The organism is Lysinibacillus sp. GW823-FHT06C08 (assembly GCF_058795135.1).
Genome location: NZ_JBXAHN010000011.1, coordinates 118,988 through 133,680, shown reverse-complemented (window position 1 = coordinate 133,680; position 14,693 = coordinate 118,988). Strand labels below are relative to the sequence as shown.

14 protein-coding genes and 1 rRNA gene are annotated in these 14,693 nt (G+C 38.5%); 12 read left to right on the top strand and 3 right to left on the bottom strand.

Features of this window, described 5'->3' with window-relative positions; translation table 11 throughout:
• Positions 1 to 76 (top strand): 5S ribosomal RNA (gene rrf / locus AC1Q6O_RS20580); the annotation flags it as partial.
• Positions 77 to 167: 91 nt separating this feature from the next.
• On the opposite strand, the gene AC1Q6O_RS20575 is transcribed toward rrf, so the two are convergent.
• Entirely contained in the window at positions 168 to 839 is a 672-nt protein-coding gene (locus AC1Q6O_RS20575; protein ID WP_089986845.1) for a LytTR family DNA-binding domain-containing protein, read from the bottom strand.
• A gap of 214 nt (positions 840 to 1,053) precedes the next feature.
• Between AC1Q6O_RS20575 and aceA the strand changes: the two genes are divergently transcribed.
• Both aceA and aceB read left to right on the top strand, forming a co-directional pair.
• Positions 1,054 to 2,337: an isocitrate lyase gene (gene aceA / locus AC1Q6O_RS20570; protein WP_107922604.1), complete on the top strand. Its 1,284-nt coding sequence runs from the start codon at positions 1,054 to 1,056 to the stop codon at positions 2,335 to 2,337.
• Positions 2,338 to 2,440: 103 nt separating this feature from the next.
• Positions 2,441 to 4,039 (top strand): malate synthase A, encoded by a 1,599-nt coding sequence (aceB, locus tag AC1Q6O_RS20565; protein ID WP_089986847.1) that lies wholly within the window; start codon positions 2,441 to 2,443, stop codon positions 4,037 to 4,039.
• Positions 4,040 to 4,264: 225 nt separating this feature from the next.
• On the opposite strand, the gene AC1Q6O_RS20560 is transcribed toward aceB, so the two are convergent.
• A complete protein-coding gene (locus AC1Q6O_RS20560) occupies positions 4,265 to 4,930 on the bottom strand; it encodes an O-methyltransferase (RefSeq protein ID WP_089986848.1) in 666 nt (221 codons plus the stop codon).
• A 130-nt stretch (positions 4,931 to 5,060) separates the two neighbouring features.
• Between AC1Q6O_RS20560 and AC1Q6O_RS20555 the strand changes: the two genes are divergently transcribed.
• The 6 genes from AC1Q6O_RS20555 to AC1Q6O_RS20530 all read left to right on the top strand — a co-directional run bounded on the left by AC1Q6O_RS20555 (position 5,061) and on the right by AC1Q6O_RS20530 (position 10,112).
• Positions 5,061 to 5,951 carry a LysR family transcriptional regulator gene (locus AC1Q6O_RS20555; protein WP_089986849.1) on the top strand — a complete coding sequence of 297 codons (891 nt, stop codon included), beginning with the start codon at positions 5,061 to 5,063 and terminating at the stop codon, positions 5,949 to 5,951.
• Between the two features lie 73 nt (positions 5,952 to 6,024).
• Positions 6,025 to 6,420, top strand: a complete 396-nt coding sequence (locus AC1Q6O_RS20550; protein ID WP_089986850.1) for a GntR family transcriptional regulator — start codon at positions 6,025 to 6,027, stop codon at positions 6,418 to 6,420.
• 4 nt (positions 6,421 to 6,424) lie between these two features.
• On the top strand, positions 6,425 to 7,519 hold the full coding sequence (locus AC1Q6O_RS20545; RefSeq protein ID WP_492402084.1) for a DUF1648 domain-containing protein: 1,095 nt from the start codon (positions 6,425 to 6,427) through the stop codon (positions 7,517 to 7,519).
• 73 nt (positions 7,520 to 7,592) lie between these two features.
• On the top strand, positions 7,593 to 8,264 hold the full coding sequence (locus AC1Q6O_RS20540; protein WP_036148215.1) for a response regulator transcription factor: 672 nt from the start codon (positions 7,593 to 7,595) through the stop codon (positions 8,262 to 8,264).
• Positions 8,261 to 9,634, top strand: coding sequence for a HAMP domain-containing sensor histidine kinase (locus AC1Q6O_RS20535; protein ID WP_089986852.1), 1,374 nt, complete (start codon positions 8,261 to 8,263; stop codon positions 9,632 to 9,634). The genes AC1Q6O_RS20540 and AC1Q6O_RS20535 overlap by 4 nt, the downstream gene beginning before the upstream one ends.
• Before the next feature lie 73 nt (positions 9,635 to 9,707).
• A complete protein-coding gene (locus tag AC1Q6O_RS20530) occupies positions 9,708 to 10,112 on the top strand; it encodes a hypothetical protein (protein ID WP_089986853.1) in 405 nt (134 codons plus the stop codon).
• A 49-nt stretch (positions 10,113 to 10,161) separates the two neighbouring features.
• Here AC1Q6O_RS20530 and AC1Q6O_RS20525 read toward each other — a convergent pair whose 3' ends face one another.
• Positions 10,162 to 12,081, bottom strand: coding sequence for an SEL1-like repeat protein (locus AC1Q6O_RS20525; protein ID WP_239355405.1), 1,920 nt, complete (start codon positions 12,079 to 12,081; stop codon positions 10,162 to 10,164).
• Between the two features lie 166 nt (positions 12,082 to 12,247).
• On the opposite strand from AC1Q6O_RS20525, the gene AC1Q6O_RS20520 reads away from it, so the two are divergent.
• The 3 genes from AC1Q6O_RS20520 to AC1Q6O_RS20510 all read left to right on the top strand — a co-directional run bounded on the left by AC1Q6O_RS20520 (position 12,248) and on the right by AC1Q6O_RS20510 (position 14,661).
• The gene (locus AC1Q6O_RS20520) at positions 12,248 to 12,955 is read left to right on the top strand and encodes a glycosyltransferase (protein ID WP_089986854.1); all 708 of its coding nucleotides are present in this window, start codon (positions 12,248 to 12,250) and stop codon (positions 12,953 to 12,955) included.
• Between the two features lie 85 nt (positions 12,956 to 13,040).
• Positions 13,041 to 13,301 carry a metal-sensitive transcriptional regulator gene (locus tag AC1Q6O_RS20515; protein WP_004233098.1) on the top strand — a complete coding sequence of 87 codons (261 nt, stop codon included), beginning with the start codon at positions 13,041 to 13,043 and terminating at the stop codon, positions 13,299 to 13,301.
• A gap of 220 nt (positions 13,302 to 13,521) precedes the next feature.
• Positions 13,522 to 14,661 carry a transglutaminase domain-containing protein gene (locus AC1Q6O_RS20510; protein ID WP_089986855.1) on the top strand — a complete coding sequence of 380 codons (1,140 nt, stop codon included), beginning with the start codon at positions 13,522 to 13,524 and terminating at the stop codon, positions 14,659 to 14,661.
• Positions 14,662 to 14,693: the final 32 nt, after the last annotated feature.

Below are 14,693 nucleotides of genomic sequence, written 5' to 3'. Positions count from 1 at the left end.
CGAACACGGAAGTTAAGCTCTTTAGCGCCGATGGTAGTTGGGGGCTTCCCCCTGTGAGAGTAGGACGTCGCTAGGCACTAGAAAGACCAGAGAATCTTTTCTCTGGTCTTTTTTCGTTTTCAACAGAAAAAATTAAAGCTGTCTCTGGAGTAAGACAGCTAATATATTTAAAACTTAAGCGCACTTCTCAAGTTATTGATATATGATTGACTCACTGGTAATTCACTACCATCCATTAATGTAATAATAAAGTTTGATGTCAAATCACGCGCCATTTTTTTTATAAAATAAATATTTACGATATAGGATCTATGAATACGAATAAAGTATGATGGTAATCTTATTTCAAGTTCTTTAAGGGTGATGCTCGTTTTAAATTGTTCGCGCTCTACATAAAACCATGTCTTTTTTTGAAGACTTTCAATATGCGATACTTTATTAATGGCTACAGGATTCCATTCTTCATCTTGTTTTCCTGTTATAAACTCAAATGGTTCTGTCTTTTTAGTAGTGAAAGTAGATGGCAGTATGACTACTAGAGCTGCTGGTTCATCCTGAATGAGTATCGGATAGCCGATACCGTAAAAGGGTGTATCGCATGACAAATTATCTAAAATTGTTTCTGTTTTTTTCTGTGTGCGCAATACTTGATCGGCAATACTTCCAGGTAACACTTGTTGACCCATTTCTAAATGGATACTCGGATGCCCTGGTTGAATAAAGATATAAGAATTATTAACGGCAATTGCAATGGATGAATCAGTAGGAATCCAATCGCTCAACATTGAAATATATTGTTCTGAAATATCTTTTGCACATGATTTTAATTCATTGTTCATTGTGAATATCCCCCTTGTTTGTAAATAACCATCCAAATTTCGTCGCAAAAAAGGATAGCTTTGTCATAAAAATTTGGTCTTTTATCAAAAAATAATGAAAATTCAAATACTCTGTTATATATTAATTTACAACAAATAAACCTGTTATGGAACAGTGGTTTAAAAGTTTTTTAACAGAGTATATTGTACACAAAGGGGAAGGTGGAATTTCAATATGTCAACTCGTCAAGAAAGAATCGGAGCTTTAGAGAAACAATGGGCTGAAAACCCTCGCTGGGCTGGTATTGAACGCACATATTCGGCTGAAGAGGTTATTAAACTACAAGGTACTGTAGTAATTGAACAAACTTTGGCAAAAAAAGGTGCTACTCGACTATGGAATTCATTACATGAGGAGCCGTTTATTAATGCATTGGGGGCATTAACGGGGAATCAGGCGGTACAGCAAGTTAAAGCTGGACTCAAAGCTATCTATCTATCAGGCTGGCAAGTAGCTGCGGATGCAAACCTTTCGGGTCAAATGTATCCAGATCAATCACTATACCCAGCCAATTCTGTACCAGCAGTAGTTAAACGAATTAATCAAGCACTTCAACGTGCAGATCAAATTGATCATGCTGAAGGACGTGTCGACCAATTTGACTGGTTTGCTCCAATTGTAGCAGATGCAGAGGCAGGTTTTGGAGGACCTCTTAATGTATTTGAGCTTGTTAAAGGCATGGTGGAAGCAGGGGCAGCTGGTGTTCACCTTGAAGATCAGTTAGCTTCAGAGAAGAAATGTGGTCATCTAGGCGGTAAAGTTTTACTTCCAACACAAAACGCTGTACGTAATTTAGTAGCTGCGAGATTAGCGGCTGACGTTATGGGTGTTGATACAATTCTTATCGCTCGTACAGATGCTGATGCTGCGGATATGGTTACTTCAGATATCGACCCACGTGATGCAGAGTTTATTACTGGTGAACGTACTCCTGAAGGTTTCTTCCGTACAAAGGCAGGCATCAAACAAGCAATTGCTCGTGGCTTAGCTTACGCACCATACGCTGATTTAATTTGGTGTGAAACTTCTAAACCATCTCTTGATGAAGCTCGTGAATTTGCAGAAGCTATTCATGCGGAATTCCCAGGTAAAATGCTTGCATACAACTGCTCACCTTCATTTAACTGGAAAGCAAATCTTTCAGAAGAGGAAATTGCAGAGTATCAGCGTGAGCTTGGTAAGCTAGGTTATAAATTCCAGTTTGTTACTTTAGCAGGATTCCATGCATTAAACCACTCTATGTTTGAGTTGGCACATGATTATAAAGATAATGGTATGGCTGCATATTCTAAGCTACAGCAAGCTGAGTTTGCTTCCGAATCTAAGGGTTATACAGCGACACGCCATCAACGCGAGGTAGGTACTGGATACTTTGATGAAATTTCCCAAGTTATTTCAGGTGGTACTTCTTCAACAACGGCAATGGCTGGATCGACAGAAACTGAACAGTTCGTATAAAAAATGCGTGTTTTCCTAAATTCATAATCATAGAGTAGTCTCCTCCGCTCCTCCTAAAGCGGAGGAAGACAAAACTAAAATCGCAAAGGTGGGTAAACAACTAATGAAACAAGCAACGACAGGTAAGCTTAAAATTGTTGGAGAACAAAATGAGCATACAAATGAAATTTTAACGCCTGAAGCTCTTGAGTTTGTTCTTGCCCTGCACGAGAAATTTGATGCTCGCCGTAAAGAGTTATTGAATGCTCGTCAGAAACGCCAAAAGCGTCTAGATGCGGGAGAGAAACTAGATTTCTTACCTGGAACAAAGCATATTCGTGAAGGTGATTGGTCAATTGCACCTCTTCCACAAGATTTGCAGGATCGGCGTGTTGAAATTACAGGGCCGGTTGACCGTAAAATGGTTATTAATGCTTTAAACTCTGGAGCAAAGATGTTTATGGCTTGCTTTGAGGATGCTTCTTCTCCAACATGGGAAAATATGATTGGTGGTCAAATTAATATGCGTGATGCTATTAATAAGACGATTGAGTTTACACAAGCATCTAATGGAAAAACGTATAAACTAAATGCTGAAACAGCCGTGTTACTAGTTCGTCCTAGAGGCTTACACCTGCTTGAAAAGCATGTACTTGTTCATGATGAACCGATTTCTGGAAGTTTCTTCGACTTTGGTTTGTATCTATTCCATAATGCAAAAAATGCACTGGCAAAAGGAACGGGGCCGTACTTTTATCTTCCGAAGCTTGAAAGCCATTTAGAGGCTCGTCTATGGAATGATATCTTTGTATTTGCCCAAGATTATATTGGCATTCCACAGGGCACTATAAAAGCTACTGTATTGATCGAAACCATTTTGGCGGCATTTGAAATGGATGAAATTTTATATGAGCTACGTGAACATTCAGCTGGTCTGAATTGTGGACGTTGGGACTATATTTTTAGTTATATTAAACGCCTTCGTAATCAAGCGGATGTTATTTTACCAGACCGAGGTCAAGTTACAATGACCGTCCCATTCATGAAGGCTTATACATCTTTATGTATTCAAACTTGTCATAAGCGGAACGCACCTGCAATGGGCGGGATGGCTGCACAAATTCCTGTTAAAAATGATGATGAAGCGAATGCGGTGGCATTTGCAAAGGTTGCTGAAGATAAGCGACGTGAAGCAACAGAGGGGCATGATGGTACTTGGGTAGCGCACCCAGGTATGGTGGCAACAGCAATGGAGCAATTTGATGCCATTATGACGACCCCCAACCAAATTCATAAAAAGCGTGAGGATGTACAAGTTACTGCAGATGATTTAGTAGCTGTACCTGAGGGCACAATTACCCTTGAGGGACTTCGTGTTAACTGTAGTGTTGGTGTACAATATATTGCTTCATGGCTTAGTGGTAATGGAGCTGCACCAATTAACAATTTAATGGAGGATGCTGCGACAGCAGAAATCTCTCGTACACAAGTGTGGCAGTGGGTTCGACATCCAAAAGGTATTTTAGATGATGGGCGCGGCATTACTTTAGCGTTTGTCCTTGAAATTCTGGAAGAAGAGCTTGTCAAAATTAAAGAGGCTGTTGGGGAACAAGCCTATAACAGTGGTCGCTTTGAAGAAGCCGCTGAACTGTTTAAATCCTTAATTGAGCAAGATGAATTCGCGGAATTCTTGACACTTCCAGGCTATGAAAAATTAGCGTAAATGAAAATCCACTAAAAACATATTCAGCTTTCCTACAAAGTAAAATATGACGGGGTCTGTTCCCCCGTTACTAGTGAGATGAGCACAATTGTATTAAAGGGGTCTAATTATAAAAGTAATTTAGAGGAAAAAGATGTCCTACGAGCTTAGATGGGGAGCTTATAAGACATCTTTTTTAATTAATCCGCGTAACTGTTTTTCCAGGCTACGCGGATTTTTTCTATATTAATTGACTATGGCCAGGACAAAGCCATCATAGCCTTTGACGCCAACCGTTTGTATTGCTGTTGCTTCAATACGGGGCTCCTCTTTTAGCAGATCTATAAATTGCTGTACGCCGCTAACACGTTCGTCCATACTATTTATATCTGTGATAGCACCATTCCGCACTACATTATCCGCAATAATAACAGCACCTGAATTCGCTAGCTTTACTGCCCACTTTAAATATTCAGGATTATTGGGCTTATCTGCATCAATAAAAATGACATCAAAAAAATGTCCCCTTTTTTTCAAGTCTGGCAATGTATCCAACGCTGGACCGACGATAATTTCAATCTTTTCCTCTAAGCCTGCATGTCGTATATTTTTACGAGCGACAGAGGCATAGTCTTCATTAATTTCTAAAGTCACCACTTTCCCTTCTTTTGAAAGAGCTTGAGCTAAGCATATACTGCTATACCCACCAAGTGTGCCAATCTCTAATACATTAACGGCTCCTTTCAATTTAGTTAGTAAATACAAAAATCTCCCTTGAGTTGGGGATACATCAATTTCAGGTATACCTGCAGCTTTATTTGCCAGTAGTGCAGCGGTAAGACAGCTGTTATCTGGTAGAAGTTTATCCGTAAAATAATTGTCTACATTATGCCAAACATTTAACTCTGTCATCGTACAGCCCTCATTTCTATGTCATTTAAAAAGTGCAAGCTTGCATTTAGAGTGTATGATAAAATGAATCATAAAAAAAATATATTATAATTATTCATATATAACTAAATGTTATGGATAGGAGAAAATGATGAATATTCATGGCTTAAAATTGTTTTATCACGTTGCTACTACTGGTAGTTTCACAAAAGCGGCAGAATTATTATGTATAAGCCAGCCTGCTGTTTCGAGCCAAATTAAACGATTTGAGCATGAATTAGGCGTACAACTTTTTAAGCAGCAGGGGCGAGGGGTCGTACTTACCGAGTTTGGCATAGCTCTAACGGAGAAGGCTCAACATTTGATGGCCCTTGAACAGCATATAGAAACATTTGTAGAAGAGTATCGCCTTGCCAAAGCAGGGGATTTACATATAGTATCTACTTATCTACCAGCCAATTTTTTAATTCCTAAATGGGCAGCTACTTTTAAGGCAGCCAATGAACATGTAAATTTAATGATTACAACTACCAATACAAAGGATGCCTTTGAGCAACTAATACACTATAAAGCCGACATTGCCATTTATGGCGGAGGAATTTCTGAGAGACCTAAAGAAATATGGTGGGAGGAATTATATGAGGATGAACTATGGTTTGTGGTGTCACCCCATCATAGGTATGCTCATCAAACTATTACATTAATTGAAATGTTTCAGGAGCCATTTATTATGAGAGAGAAAGGGAGCTCGATGAGAGAGCATCTATTTTCCTTATGTCAAACGTACCAAGTAGAGCCACCAAAAATTGCGTTACAATTTAATGGGATCAATGAAACCATACGTTCTGTTATAGCGGGATATGGAGCCAATTTTATTTCATCCCTGGCAGTTAGGGAATATGTCGAGAGTGGGCAATTGGCAAGGGTCTATATAAAAGATATACATCCCGTTAAACATAAAATTTCCATTTGTACGAGAAAAAAAGAAAAGCAAAATTTGCTGGTGCAAAATTTTATCGAGACGATTAAGCGCTCACTATAAATAGTTTGTCCTTCATGTACATTTGAAAAATATTTGTTATACTAAACATATAACAAATATGGAGCTGATAAACATGTTTATTCAAATAGAGCCGCAATCTGACGTTCCCATCTATGAGCAGGTGACACGTCAAATCATTGAAGGGATAGCAAGAGGAGATATGAAGCAAGGAGAGACCTTGCCATCTGTTCGGAGTTTAGCTGCTGATTTAGGCGTTAATATGCATACTGTAAATAAAAGCTATCATGAATTAGAGGCTAAAGGCATAATAGCTATACGCGCGAAATCGGGAGCCATTATATGTTCAACAGAGGAGAAGGCTTTGACGCCAGAACAATTACGACAAATTGAAAAGAATTTAAAGCCTGTTGTGGCAGAAGGTATGGTGCTCGGCGCAACAGTAGAACAAATTGAGCACATGATGAAAAAGGTGTTCGCAGACTTGCATATTCCAGCAGAGGGAGTGTAGCAATATGCTACTTGGTGTTTTTATATCTATTTACATCATGACATTAGTTTTACAAATAATCGTTCCTTTTATTGTACGTGAGACCATTGTTTTTGGGGTCACTGTGCCAGATCAAAATATTAAGCATACTGCCCTAGCTAATGTGAAAAAACGTTACGCCCAAATAGTCGGAGGCACTGGCGTGGTGTTTTTAATTGTTATGATTATTAGTTACAACTTGCTTACTTCTGAATCCATTCAAGGTATGTTTTTACTCGGTTGTTTATGGAGCATGCTTACAGTGAGTATGGGGCTATACTGGGTATATCACCAAAAGATATCAGCCTTAAAAAGGCAGGAGCAGTGGGGCGTAAATCTTAAACAGGTACGTGCAGTCGATCTCACAGCACGAAGCCGTGATGAGATGCTTCCTTGGTCATTCTTTGCTGTGCCCTTAGTGATATCAGGATTTTTAATTATTTATACAATCCTTCATTACGATCAAATGCCAGCTAATATAGCTGTACATTGGGGACCAAGTGGAGAGGCAGATGCTTGGAAAAGCAAGACGTATTTAACGGCCATTTCATTGCCTCTTGTTATGCTTATGATGCAATTCATGATGTGGGGCATTACTGATTCGATAAAGCGTTCTGCCATCAAAATAGCGGTAAATCGCAAGGAGGAATCACTAGAGGATCAGCTAAAAACTCGAAAATTTATGAGCTGGCAAATTTTATTAGTAAGCTATGCTATAACAGTGTTATTAACGGTGCTACAACTTAGTAATATTTATCCTTCCATGACTGTAGGCTATAAGCTATTACCGCTATTTGTTTTATTTTTAGCTGTTGTAGTCGGTTCTCTTTTAATTTATGTTGTGAAAAAGCGCAAATATAGAGTTCGCTATGAAAAAAATATTGATTCACAGGTCATGGATGTGGATGAAGATCGTTATTGGAAGGGCGGTTTAATTTATATGAATCGTCAGGATCCTTCTGTTTTTGTAGAGAAACGTTTTGGGGTAGGGTGGACGATGAACCTTGCCAATCCAAGAGGATATATTGTCATTGGGTTACCTTTTCTCTTATTGCTGTTGATTTCTATATTTTCGTTATAAAATAATAAGGATCTATGATGAAAAATTCGTTCCAAGTGAGCGAATTTTTTTCATATTGACTGGAGGTAAGCAGATGAAAATTCTTGTTGTCGATGACGATGTGCATATTTTACAGCTAGTAAATATTTATTTAACAAAAGAGGGCTATCAAGTGTTACGTGCGGAAAATGCTCAGCAGGCACTAGCATTACTTAACGGGAATCTACCCGATTTAGCAGTCGTAGATGTGATGATGCCAGGGATGGATGGATTCACACTGACCGAGACTTTAACACAAGATTACGATATTCCTGTTTTATTATTAACAGCAAAGGGTGAGCTTGAAGATAAAGAGCGAGGCTTTTTAGCCGGCTCAGATGATTATGTTGTGAAGCCCTTTGAGCCAAAGGAATTATTATTTCGTATAGCCGCTATCTTGCGTAGATTGGATAAGAAAAATCAAATAACCATCCAAGTGGGCCATCTAGTAATCGATCGTCGTAGCTTCGAGGTTATTATTGGAGAAGAGACACTTATCTTACCTTTAAAGGAATTTGAATTGCTGGCGTTATTGGCATCACGTCCTAACCAGGTATTTACAAGGAGCTATATAATGGAGCAAGTATGGGGCTATGACTATGATGGGGACGAGCAAACATTGAATACGCATGTGAAGCGGGTTCGAGAAAGATTAAATCGTTTTGATACGGCTGTTGAAATCATCACGGTACGAGGCGTTGGCTATAAGCTAGAGGCAACGTCATGAAGACTTTATATAGTAAATTTGTAATGACCACATTGCTAGTGATGATAGGGAGCTTGTGTATTGGTTTTTTAGCGACGAATACATATTATCATCAAGTCGTAAAAGAAAAAAACGATACAAAAAACGTTGTCATCGCACAGGGGATTGCGCAATATATTGAGACTGCTAAGCCCGAGGATTTAAATAATTATTTCATGACACTTGGCGAAATTGGCTATCAAATATATGTAACCACTGGCGAGGAAGGGCACTTTTTTGGTGGCGATTATCGGGATAAGACTTTGTCTGAATCCGTTGTAAAGCATGTTTTAAATGGTGAGGTCTATCATGGTATGCGAGATTTTCCAAAAGAAACGTTTGTAACAGGCTTTTTTGCTAATGAGTTAATTAATACAATTGGTGTGCCATTTACGTATGAAAATAAGTCCTATGCATTGTTCGTAAGACCGGATATTCGCTTATTGTTTTCGGAGGTACATACATTGCTTGGTGGATTAATGCTCGTCATGATAGTGCTCAGTTTACTGGCCATGCTACTATTTGCTAAGGCACTAATTCGTCCCATTACAAAGCTAACAGCGGCAACTCAACAGCTTGCACATGAAAAGTTTGATACCGTTTTGGACATTGACCGTAATGATGAATTAGGCCAATTAGCTACTAGTTTTAATATAATGACAGAAAAATTACAGGAGAATGATCGCGTGCGAAAGGAATTTATAAGTAATGTATCGCATGATTTTCAATCCCCTTTATTAAATATTCAAGGATATGTTGACTTACTAAAAAATCCTTTGCTGAAGGAGAAGGAAAGACGGGAGTACGCAGCCATTATCGAATTGGAAACAAAACGCTTATCAACTTTAACGAAGCAGTTATTGTTATTAACATCGCTTGATCAATCGACACGAATAATCAAACGTGAGCGTTACCGATTAGATGAACAGCTAAAGGAAAGCGTACGAAAATATCGCTGGCAAATGGAAGAGGCTCAGCTCCAAATCACTTACAAAATGGAGCAAGTTATTTTTAATGGAGATGCAGGGCTTCTACAAAATGTGTGGGACAACTTGCTGACAAATGCGATTAAGTACAATGTGGAGGGAGGTCAAATACATCTAGATTTACAGCAAAAACCTGCTTCGCTTGCAATCCTTGTTGAGGATAATGGAATAGGTATGACTGCAGATCAATTAGCAAAAGTTTATGACCGTTTTTATCGAGCAGACACTTCTAGAACGAAGCAAGGGACAGGATTGGGACTAGCAATTGTCAAGCAAATCGTAGAGCTACATGGAGGCACTGTCCATATAGAAAGCGCAGTCAATGCGGGGACAAAGGTATATATAGATCTCCCCATTTTGTCATGAGGAGTTCATGTAAAGTTCATGTTCTCCCGATAGACTGCTACTTAGTTGAAACAAACTAAGGGGGAGTTTTCGTATGGAACAGAAGTGGAGCATACGCCTTATTCGTTTGGCTGCCATTTTTGCTTTAATCGGAACCTATCTAGGTTCACATATGTCCGGTTCAGGTAGCTACGAATATAGACCGATACATGCACATATTTTACTTGTTGGTTGGCTGAGTATGTTTGCATGGGGTATTTTTTATAGAGCTTTTAAAGTCAAATCACAAAAAATAGTGAATATACATGGTTGGACAGCTATTCTTGGTGTTTTTGGCTTAACATTAGGGATGTGGTTTTACAATATCAATCCATTTAATTTTGGCAGCACATTTACTTTAGTGTTCTTTATTGTAGGTGGAACTACGTTATTAATTAGCTTTGCTTTATTCATTGTAGTAACATTTATGATTAAACAACAAGAAGATATGAAAAATTAGCAAAACCTACCGTGTTACATAAGCTCGTGACGCGGTAGGTTTTTCATGTTTATTGGATATCTTGAAGTGATTTTTTCAGCCATTTTGTGGCTTCTTGATAATCTTGGGCAACACCCTGCCCTTTTTTATAGATTAGACCGAGTTGGAATTGTGCCTTCTGATGGCCCTGATTCGCAGCCAATCTATAGAGCTGGGCTGCTTTAGCAAAATCCTTTGGAACGCCTTGCCCATGACTGTGCATTTGTGCTAATTGGAATTGTGCTTTTATATGCCCTTGTGCGGCAGCTTGCTCAATCCATTTGGCAGCTTCAGTGTAATCCTGGGTAACACCCTTACCTTTATCAAATAAATTTCCGAGCTGGTATTGAGCACCCGCATGCCCTTGAATGGCAGCTAAACGATAGCAGCGGCGTGCCTCTTCCAGATCTATAGAAACCCCTAATCCTTGCTCATATAATAGGCCTAATTGATACTCAGCCTGAATATGAGACTGATCAGTTGCAGCTCTCCACCATTGCACGGCTTCTGGATAATTAACAGGAACACCAGCTCCTACAGTTAATAAAAGTCCGAGCTCGTATTGAGCATCCACATAACCCTTTTCAGCTGCAGCCTTTAGATAAGGCAGAGCTTTATCTGGTTGTTGAAGTTGATAAACATATAGACGCCCAAGCTCGAAGCCAGCACTAATATGTCCTTCTTTAGCAGCTAGGAGTAGCCATTTCTCAGCTAATACGATATCCTGTTCTTTTTCATAGAGAAGACCAAGGTAATATTGTGCATGTAAATGTCCTTTATGTGCTGCTAGCTTAAACCACTTCAAAGCCTCAATATGGTCCTTGTCTATTCCTAGGCCAGTATTGTAGAGCATGGCAATTTGAAATTCTGCATTCATATGGTCTTGTAAAGCGGCCATGTGGAACCATTTGGCTGCCTCTGCAAAATTTTGTGGAATGCCACGACCTTTCAAATGCATATAGCCTAGATTATATTGCGCACTTGCATCTCCGGCTAAGGCAGCCATTTCAAAATAAGTGCTGGCCTTCACATAACTCTGCTCTACACCTGTCCCATTATGATAAAGAAATCCTAAATTGTTTTGTGCACTGGTATTCCCTTGATCCGCGGCTAAGGTGTACCATTTGGCTGCCTCATTGAAATCTTGCGATAGGCCCAGCCCTTGATTATAAAGCACACCCAGATTGTACTGAGCATCTGCATTTCCTAAATCAGCCGCTATTTGGTAGTGATGAGCGGCCTCCCCATAATTTTGTGCCGTACCTTGTCCTAGATGAAAGAGGACACCGAGACTATAGTGTGCATTGGGATCGTTTTGAGCTGCGGCTCGTTCATACCACATTTTCGCAAGTGTATAATCCTTTTTAACCCCCTGCCCATGGTTGTAAAGCGCTCCTAAATTATATTGAGCACTTGCGTCACCATTTTGTGCCGCAATTTCGAACCAATCAACTGCATGTTTATAAGCATCTGTTGAATGTTCCGGCTGATATAGGTTGTTATCCGACATCAAAATTTTCTCATCAGCGACATTCGATTTAAAGCTACGATCATAGCGCTTCATAAACCATTCAACAATATCAGTTATATAATCAAGAACAATTTTGGCCGCCTTTGCCTCCACAAGTTCATTACTAGTATGGCTCGTCATTTTATAGACGAGATTCATTAATAGGAAAATTCGACGAGGATGAATTTGGGCTGTAAAACTACGATTATTTAACAGCATGCGGACATTTTTTAATTTGGGTGTAGTATGCATTTCCAATTGATAAACCTCAAATAAAATCTCCTCTAATACTAGCAGTGATTTTTGTAAAGAAACTAGAGGGTTCGAAATGGCGAAAAAACTAGCTTCCTGTAAATTTTTAGCTAATGTTGCGAAGGAAAATTGCCTTAACTTATGACATTGTTCTTCAAGAATTTCATAATGTATGACGATCGTACTCACCCTCTTTCGTGGTATTCTCTTTTTTCATATATCGGAGAAATATCGATATTATTGATATGTTTTCATGGGATTCATCAGTTGAATTGTTGCTGTTACATGATACTATTTGATATAAGGGGAATTCATCAATATGAAGAGCCTGACAGCCTATAGGTGGAGGATAGACATGAAAAATATTGCAGCTATTATTCCAGCATATAATCCGCAACAATCACTCATTACCTATGTACATCAATTACTAGCAACGACCATTACACAAATTATTATTGTCAATGATGGAAGTGATCAGAAATATAAAGGGATTTTTGACGACCTAAAAAAAATAGAAGGCTGCCAAGTCCTTCAGCATCGAGACAATATTGGAAAAGGTGGTGCCCTAAAGACAGCCTTTACATATATACGAGAGCAAAAAAGAATATTTCATGGGGTACTCACAGTAGGGGCACATGGTCAGCATACATTACAAGATGTAAAGCTTGTTTTAACGATGACGAAGGTCTTTTCAGAAGGTATTGTGCTAGGCGTGCGAAACTTCCATTCGGTCGATAGTACCTTTCTTTCCTATTGGGGAAATCGTGCAACAAGTCTCTTTTTTGAACTGCTCTATCACCGGAAATTGATGGATACTCAAACGGGTTTACGCTATATTTCGATGAATGAATTACCATGGCTAATGAAGGTAAAAGGTGAACATTATGATTATGATACAAATATGCTAATCGCTGCACTTAAACGAAAGTGCTCTATTTTCGAGGTAGAGATTGGGCAATTACGAATAAAAAAGAACTCCATTATTCAGTATGATGAAATAACAAATGCAAGCTCCATTATAACGAGAATGCTTATGAATTATTTACGACCAAGAAAACAATGATAATTAAGGTTTAAAATTGAAATAAAGAGCTAGGATAACAATTACTCAATAGAACGTAGCGAGTATAGAAAAAAGGAGCATGTTTATGGAATATTCAGATCAAGTAAAAAATCGGGTGAAACGGATGGAAGGTCAGCTACGTGGTATTTTGAAGATGATGGAGGAGGAAAAAGACTGTAAGGCAGTGATTACGCAGCTATCAGCCGTCCGCTCGGCTGTAGACCGAACGGTTGGTGTGATTGTTAGTACAAATTTATTGGAATGTGTGCAAAATGCGGAAGGGGATGGCGAAAAGATGAATGAGGCCATTCAGGAAGCGGTTAACTTAGTAGTAAAAAGTCGTTAATTGTCAAAAAAACTCACTGGAATGTAGTGAGTTTTATTTTTTTACAATTTAGTAGTTATAATCGACGCTTATATTCAATTTTTAGGTAATTTATATTATAAGGATCATTTTATTTTTTTAGTTGAAAGTCTTAGTTGGGGCACTTGTCTCATAGCCTAGTAGTCACTTTCTTTGTTATGCTAACTAATAATGATAGCGTAAAAGGGAAGGTGATTGTGTTATGAAGAAATGGTTATTATGTGGCGCTACTTTACTTATGTTAAGCCCGACTGCGGCTTATGCACAACAAGAGGAGACTAAATCCGTAATAAATCCTGTTGTAGCAAATTCAACAGTCACAACTTGGGAGCAGTTTACAAAAGAACTAATAAAGAAAATTAATAGTTTTGAAACGGATATTAACATTACATATACTGGTCCGATGGGTGATTTCAAAAAAGAGATTATGGCTGCTTTTGATCAAGCTAAAAAGCAGGCTGTATACGCAAGCGGACATATGGAAAGCACAACAATTTCCGCAGATTCTTTAGGGAACGTATCCTATACAATAAAGTACCTGACAAATCAAACACAAGAAGCAGCTGTACAAAAAAAGATTGGTCAAGTATTGAAAAATATTATAAAGCCCACTATGACTGAATTCGATAAAGTAAAAGCTATTAATGATTATATTGTATCGAATACTAGTTATGGTACTAAAACAAAGGCAAGTCCCCATAGTGCCTATGCTTTGCTATTTGAAGGACAAGCTGTTTGCCAAGGTTATGCCTTAGCTGCACAGGCAATGCTGTCACAGAGTGGAATTGAAACAAAATATGTGGTGGGATTTGTGAATGAAAATGAGGCCCATGCTTGGAACTTGGTAAAGGTAGACGGCAAATGGTACCATTTGGATACAACATGGAATGATCCACTACCCAATCGCATTGGTGCTGCATCCTATGATTACTTTTTAGTGACGGATGAAGTGCTTAAGAAGGATCATTCTTGGATTCAGACAGATTATCCTGCGGCCTCAAGCACTAAATATAGCTTTATGCACAATGTTCATTTTGCGTATCCATTAAATAATGTCGTCTATTTTAGTAATACGGCTGATCACGATAAATTATATAAGCTAGAAATGGCAACTGGTAAAAAAACAAAAGTGTTGGATAAACGAGCGTTGTATATTACTGGAATGGGCCAAAATCTATATTATAGTGATTATAGCAACAGCGGTTATTTAACAAAACTAAATCTGAAAACATTAAAGGCTGAGGTGTTGGTCAAACAGCCAGTAACGAATCTAAAGATTAGTGACAATTATCTAATCTATAACATGAATGCCAAAGAGCATAAACTTCCATTAAGTCAATAAACAATTATTAACAGGCATAAAAGGACTCTGAA

What these genes read in the sequence shown, in the direction of transcription:
- AC1Q6O_RS20575 (WP_089986845.1), bottom strand. Translation starts at nt 839, where the DNA reads ATGAACAATGAATTAAAATCATGTGCAAAAGATATTTCAGAACAATAT.
- aceA (WP_107922604.1), top strand. Translation starts at nt 1,054, where the DNA reads ATGTCAACTCGTCAAGAAAGAATCGGAGCTTTAGAGAAACAATGGGCT.
- aceB (WP_089986847.1), top strand. Translation starts at nt 2,441, where the DNA reads ATGAAACAAGCAACGACAGGTAAGCTTAAAATTGTTGGAGAACAAAAT.
- AC1Q6O_RS20560 (WP_089986848.1), bottom strand. Translation starts at nt 4,930, where the DNA reads ATGACAGAGTTAAATGTTTGGCATAATGTAGACAATTATTTTACGGAT.
- AC1Q6O_RS20555 (WP_089986849.1), top strand. Translation starts at nt 5,061, where the DNA reads ATGAATATTCATGGCTTAAAATTGTTTTATCACGTTGCTACTACTGGT.
- AC1Q6O_RS20550 (WP_089986850.1), top strand. Translation starts at nt 6,025, where the DNA reads ATGTTTATTCAAATAGAGCCGCAATCTGACGTTCCCATCTATGAGCAG.
- AC1Q6O_RS20545 (WP_492402084.1), top strand. Translation starts at nt 6,425, where the DNA reads ATGCTACTTGGTGTTTTTATATCTATTTACATCATGACATTAGTTTTA.
- AC1Q6O_RS20540 (WP_036148215.1), top strand. Translation starts at nt 7,593, where the DNA reads ATGAAAATTCTTGTTGTCGATGACGATGTGCATATTTTACAGCTAGTA.
- AC1Q6O_RS20535 (WP_089986852.1), top strand. Translation starts at nt 8,261, where the DNA reads ATGAAGACTTTATATAGTAAATTTGTAATGACCACATTGCTAGTGATG.
- AC1Q6O_RS20530 (WP_089986853.1), top strand. Translation starts at nt 9,708, where the DNA reads ATGGAACAGAAGTGGAGCATACGCCTTATTCGTTTGGCTGCCATTTTT.
- AC1Q6O_RS20520 (WP_089986854.1), top strand. Translation starts at nt 12,248, where the DNA reads ATGAAAAATATTGCAGCTATTATTCCAGCATATAATCCGCAACAATCA.
- AC1Q6O_RS20515 (WP_004233098.1), top strand. Translation starts at nt 13,041, where the DNA reads ATGGAATATTCAGATCAAGTAAAAAATCGGGTGAAACGGATGGAAGGT.
- AC1Q6O_RS20510 (WP_089986855.1), top strand. Translation starts at nt 13,522, where the DNA reads ATGAAGAAATGGTTATTATGTGGCGCTACTTTACTTATGTTAAGCCCG.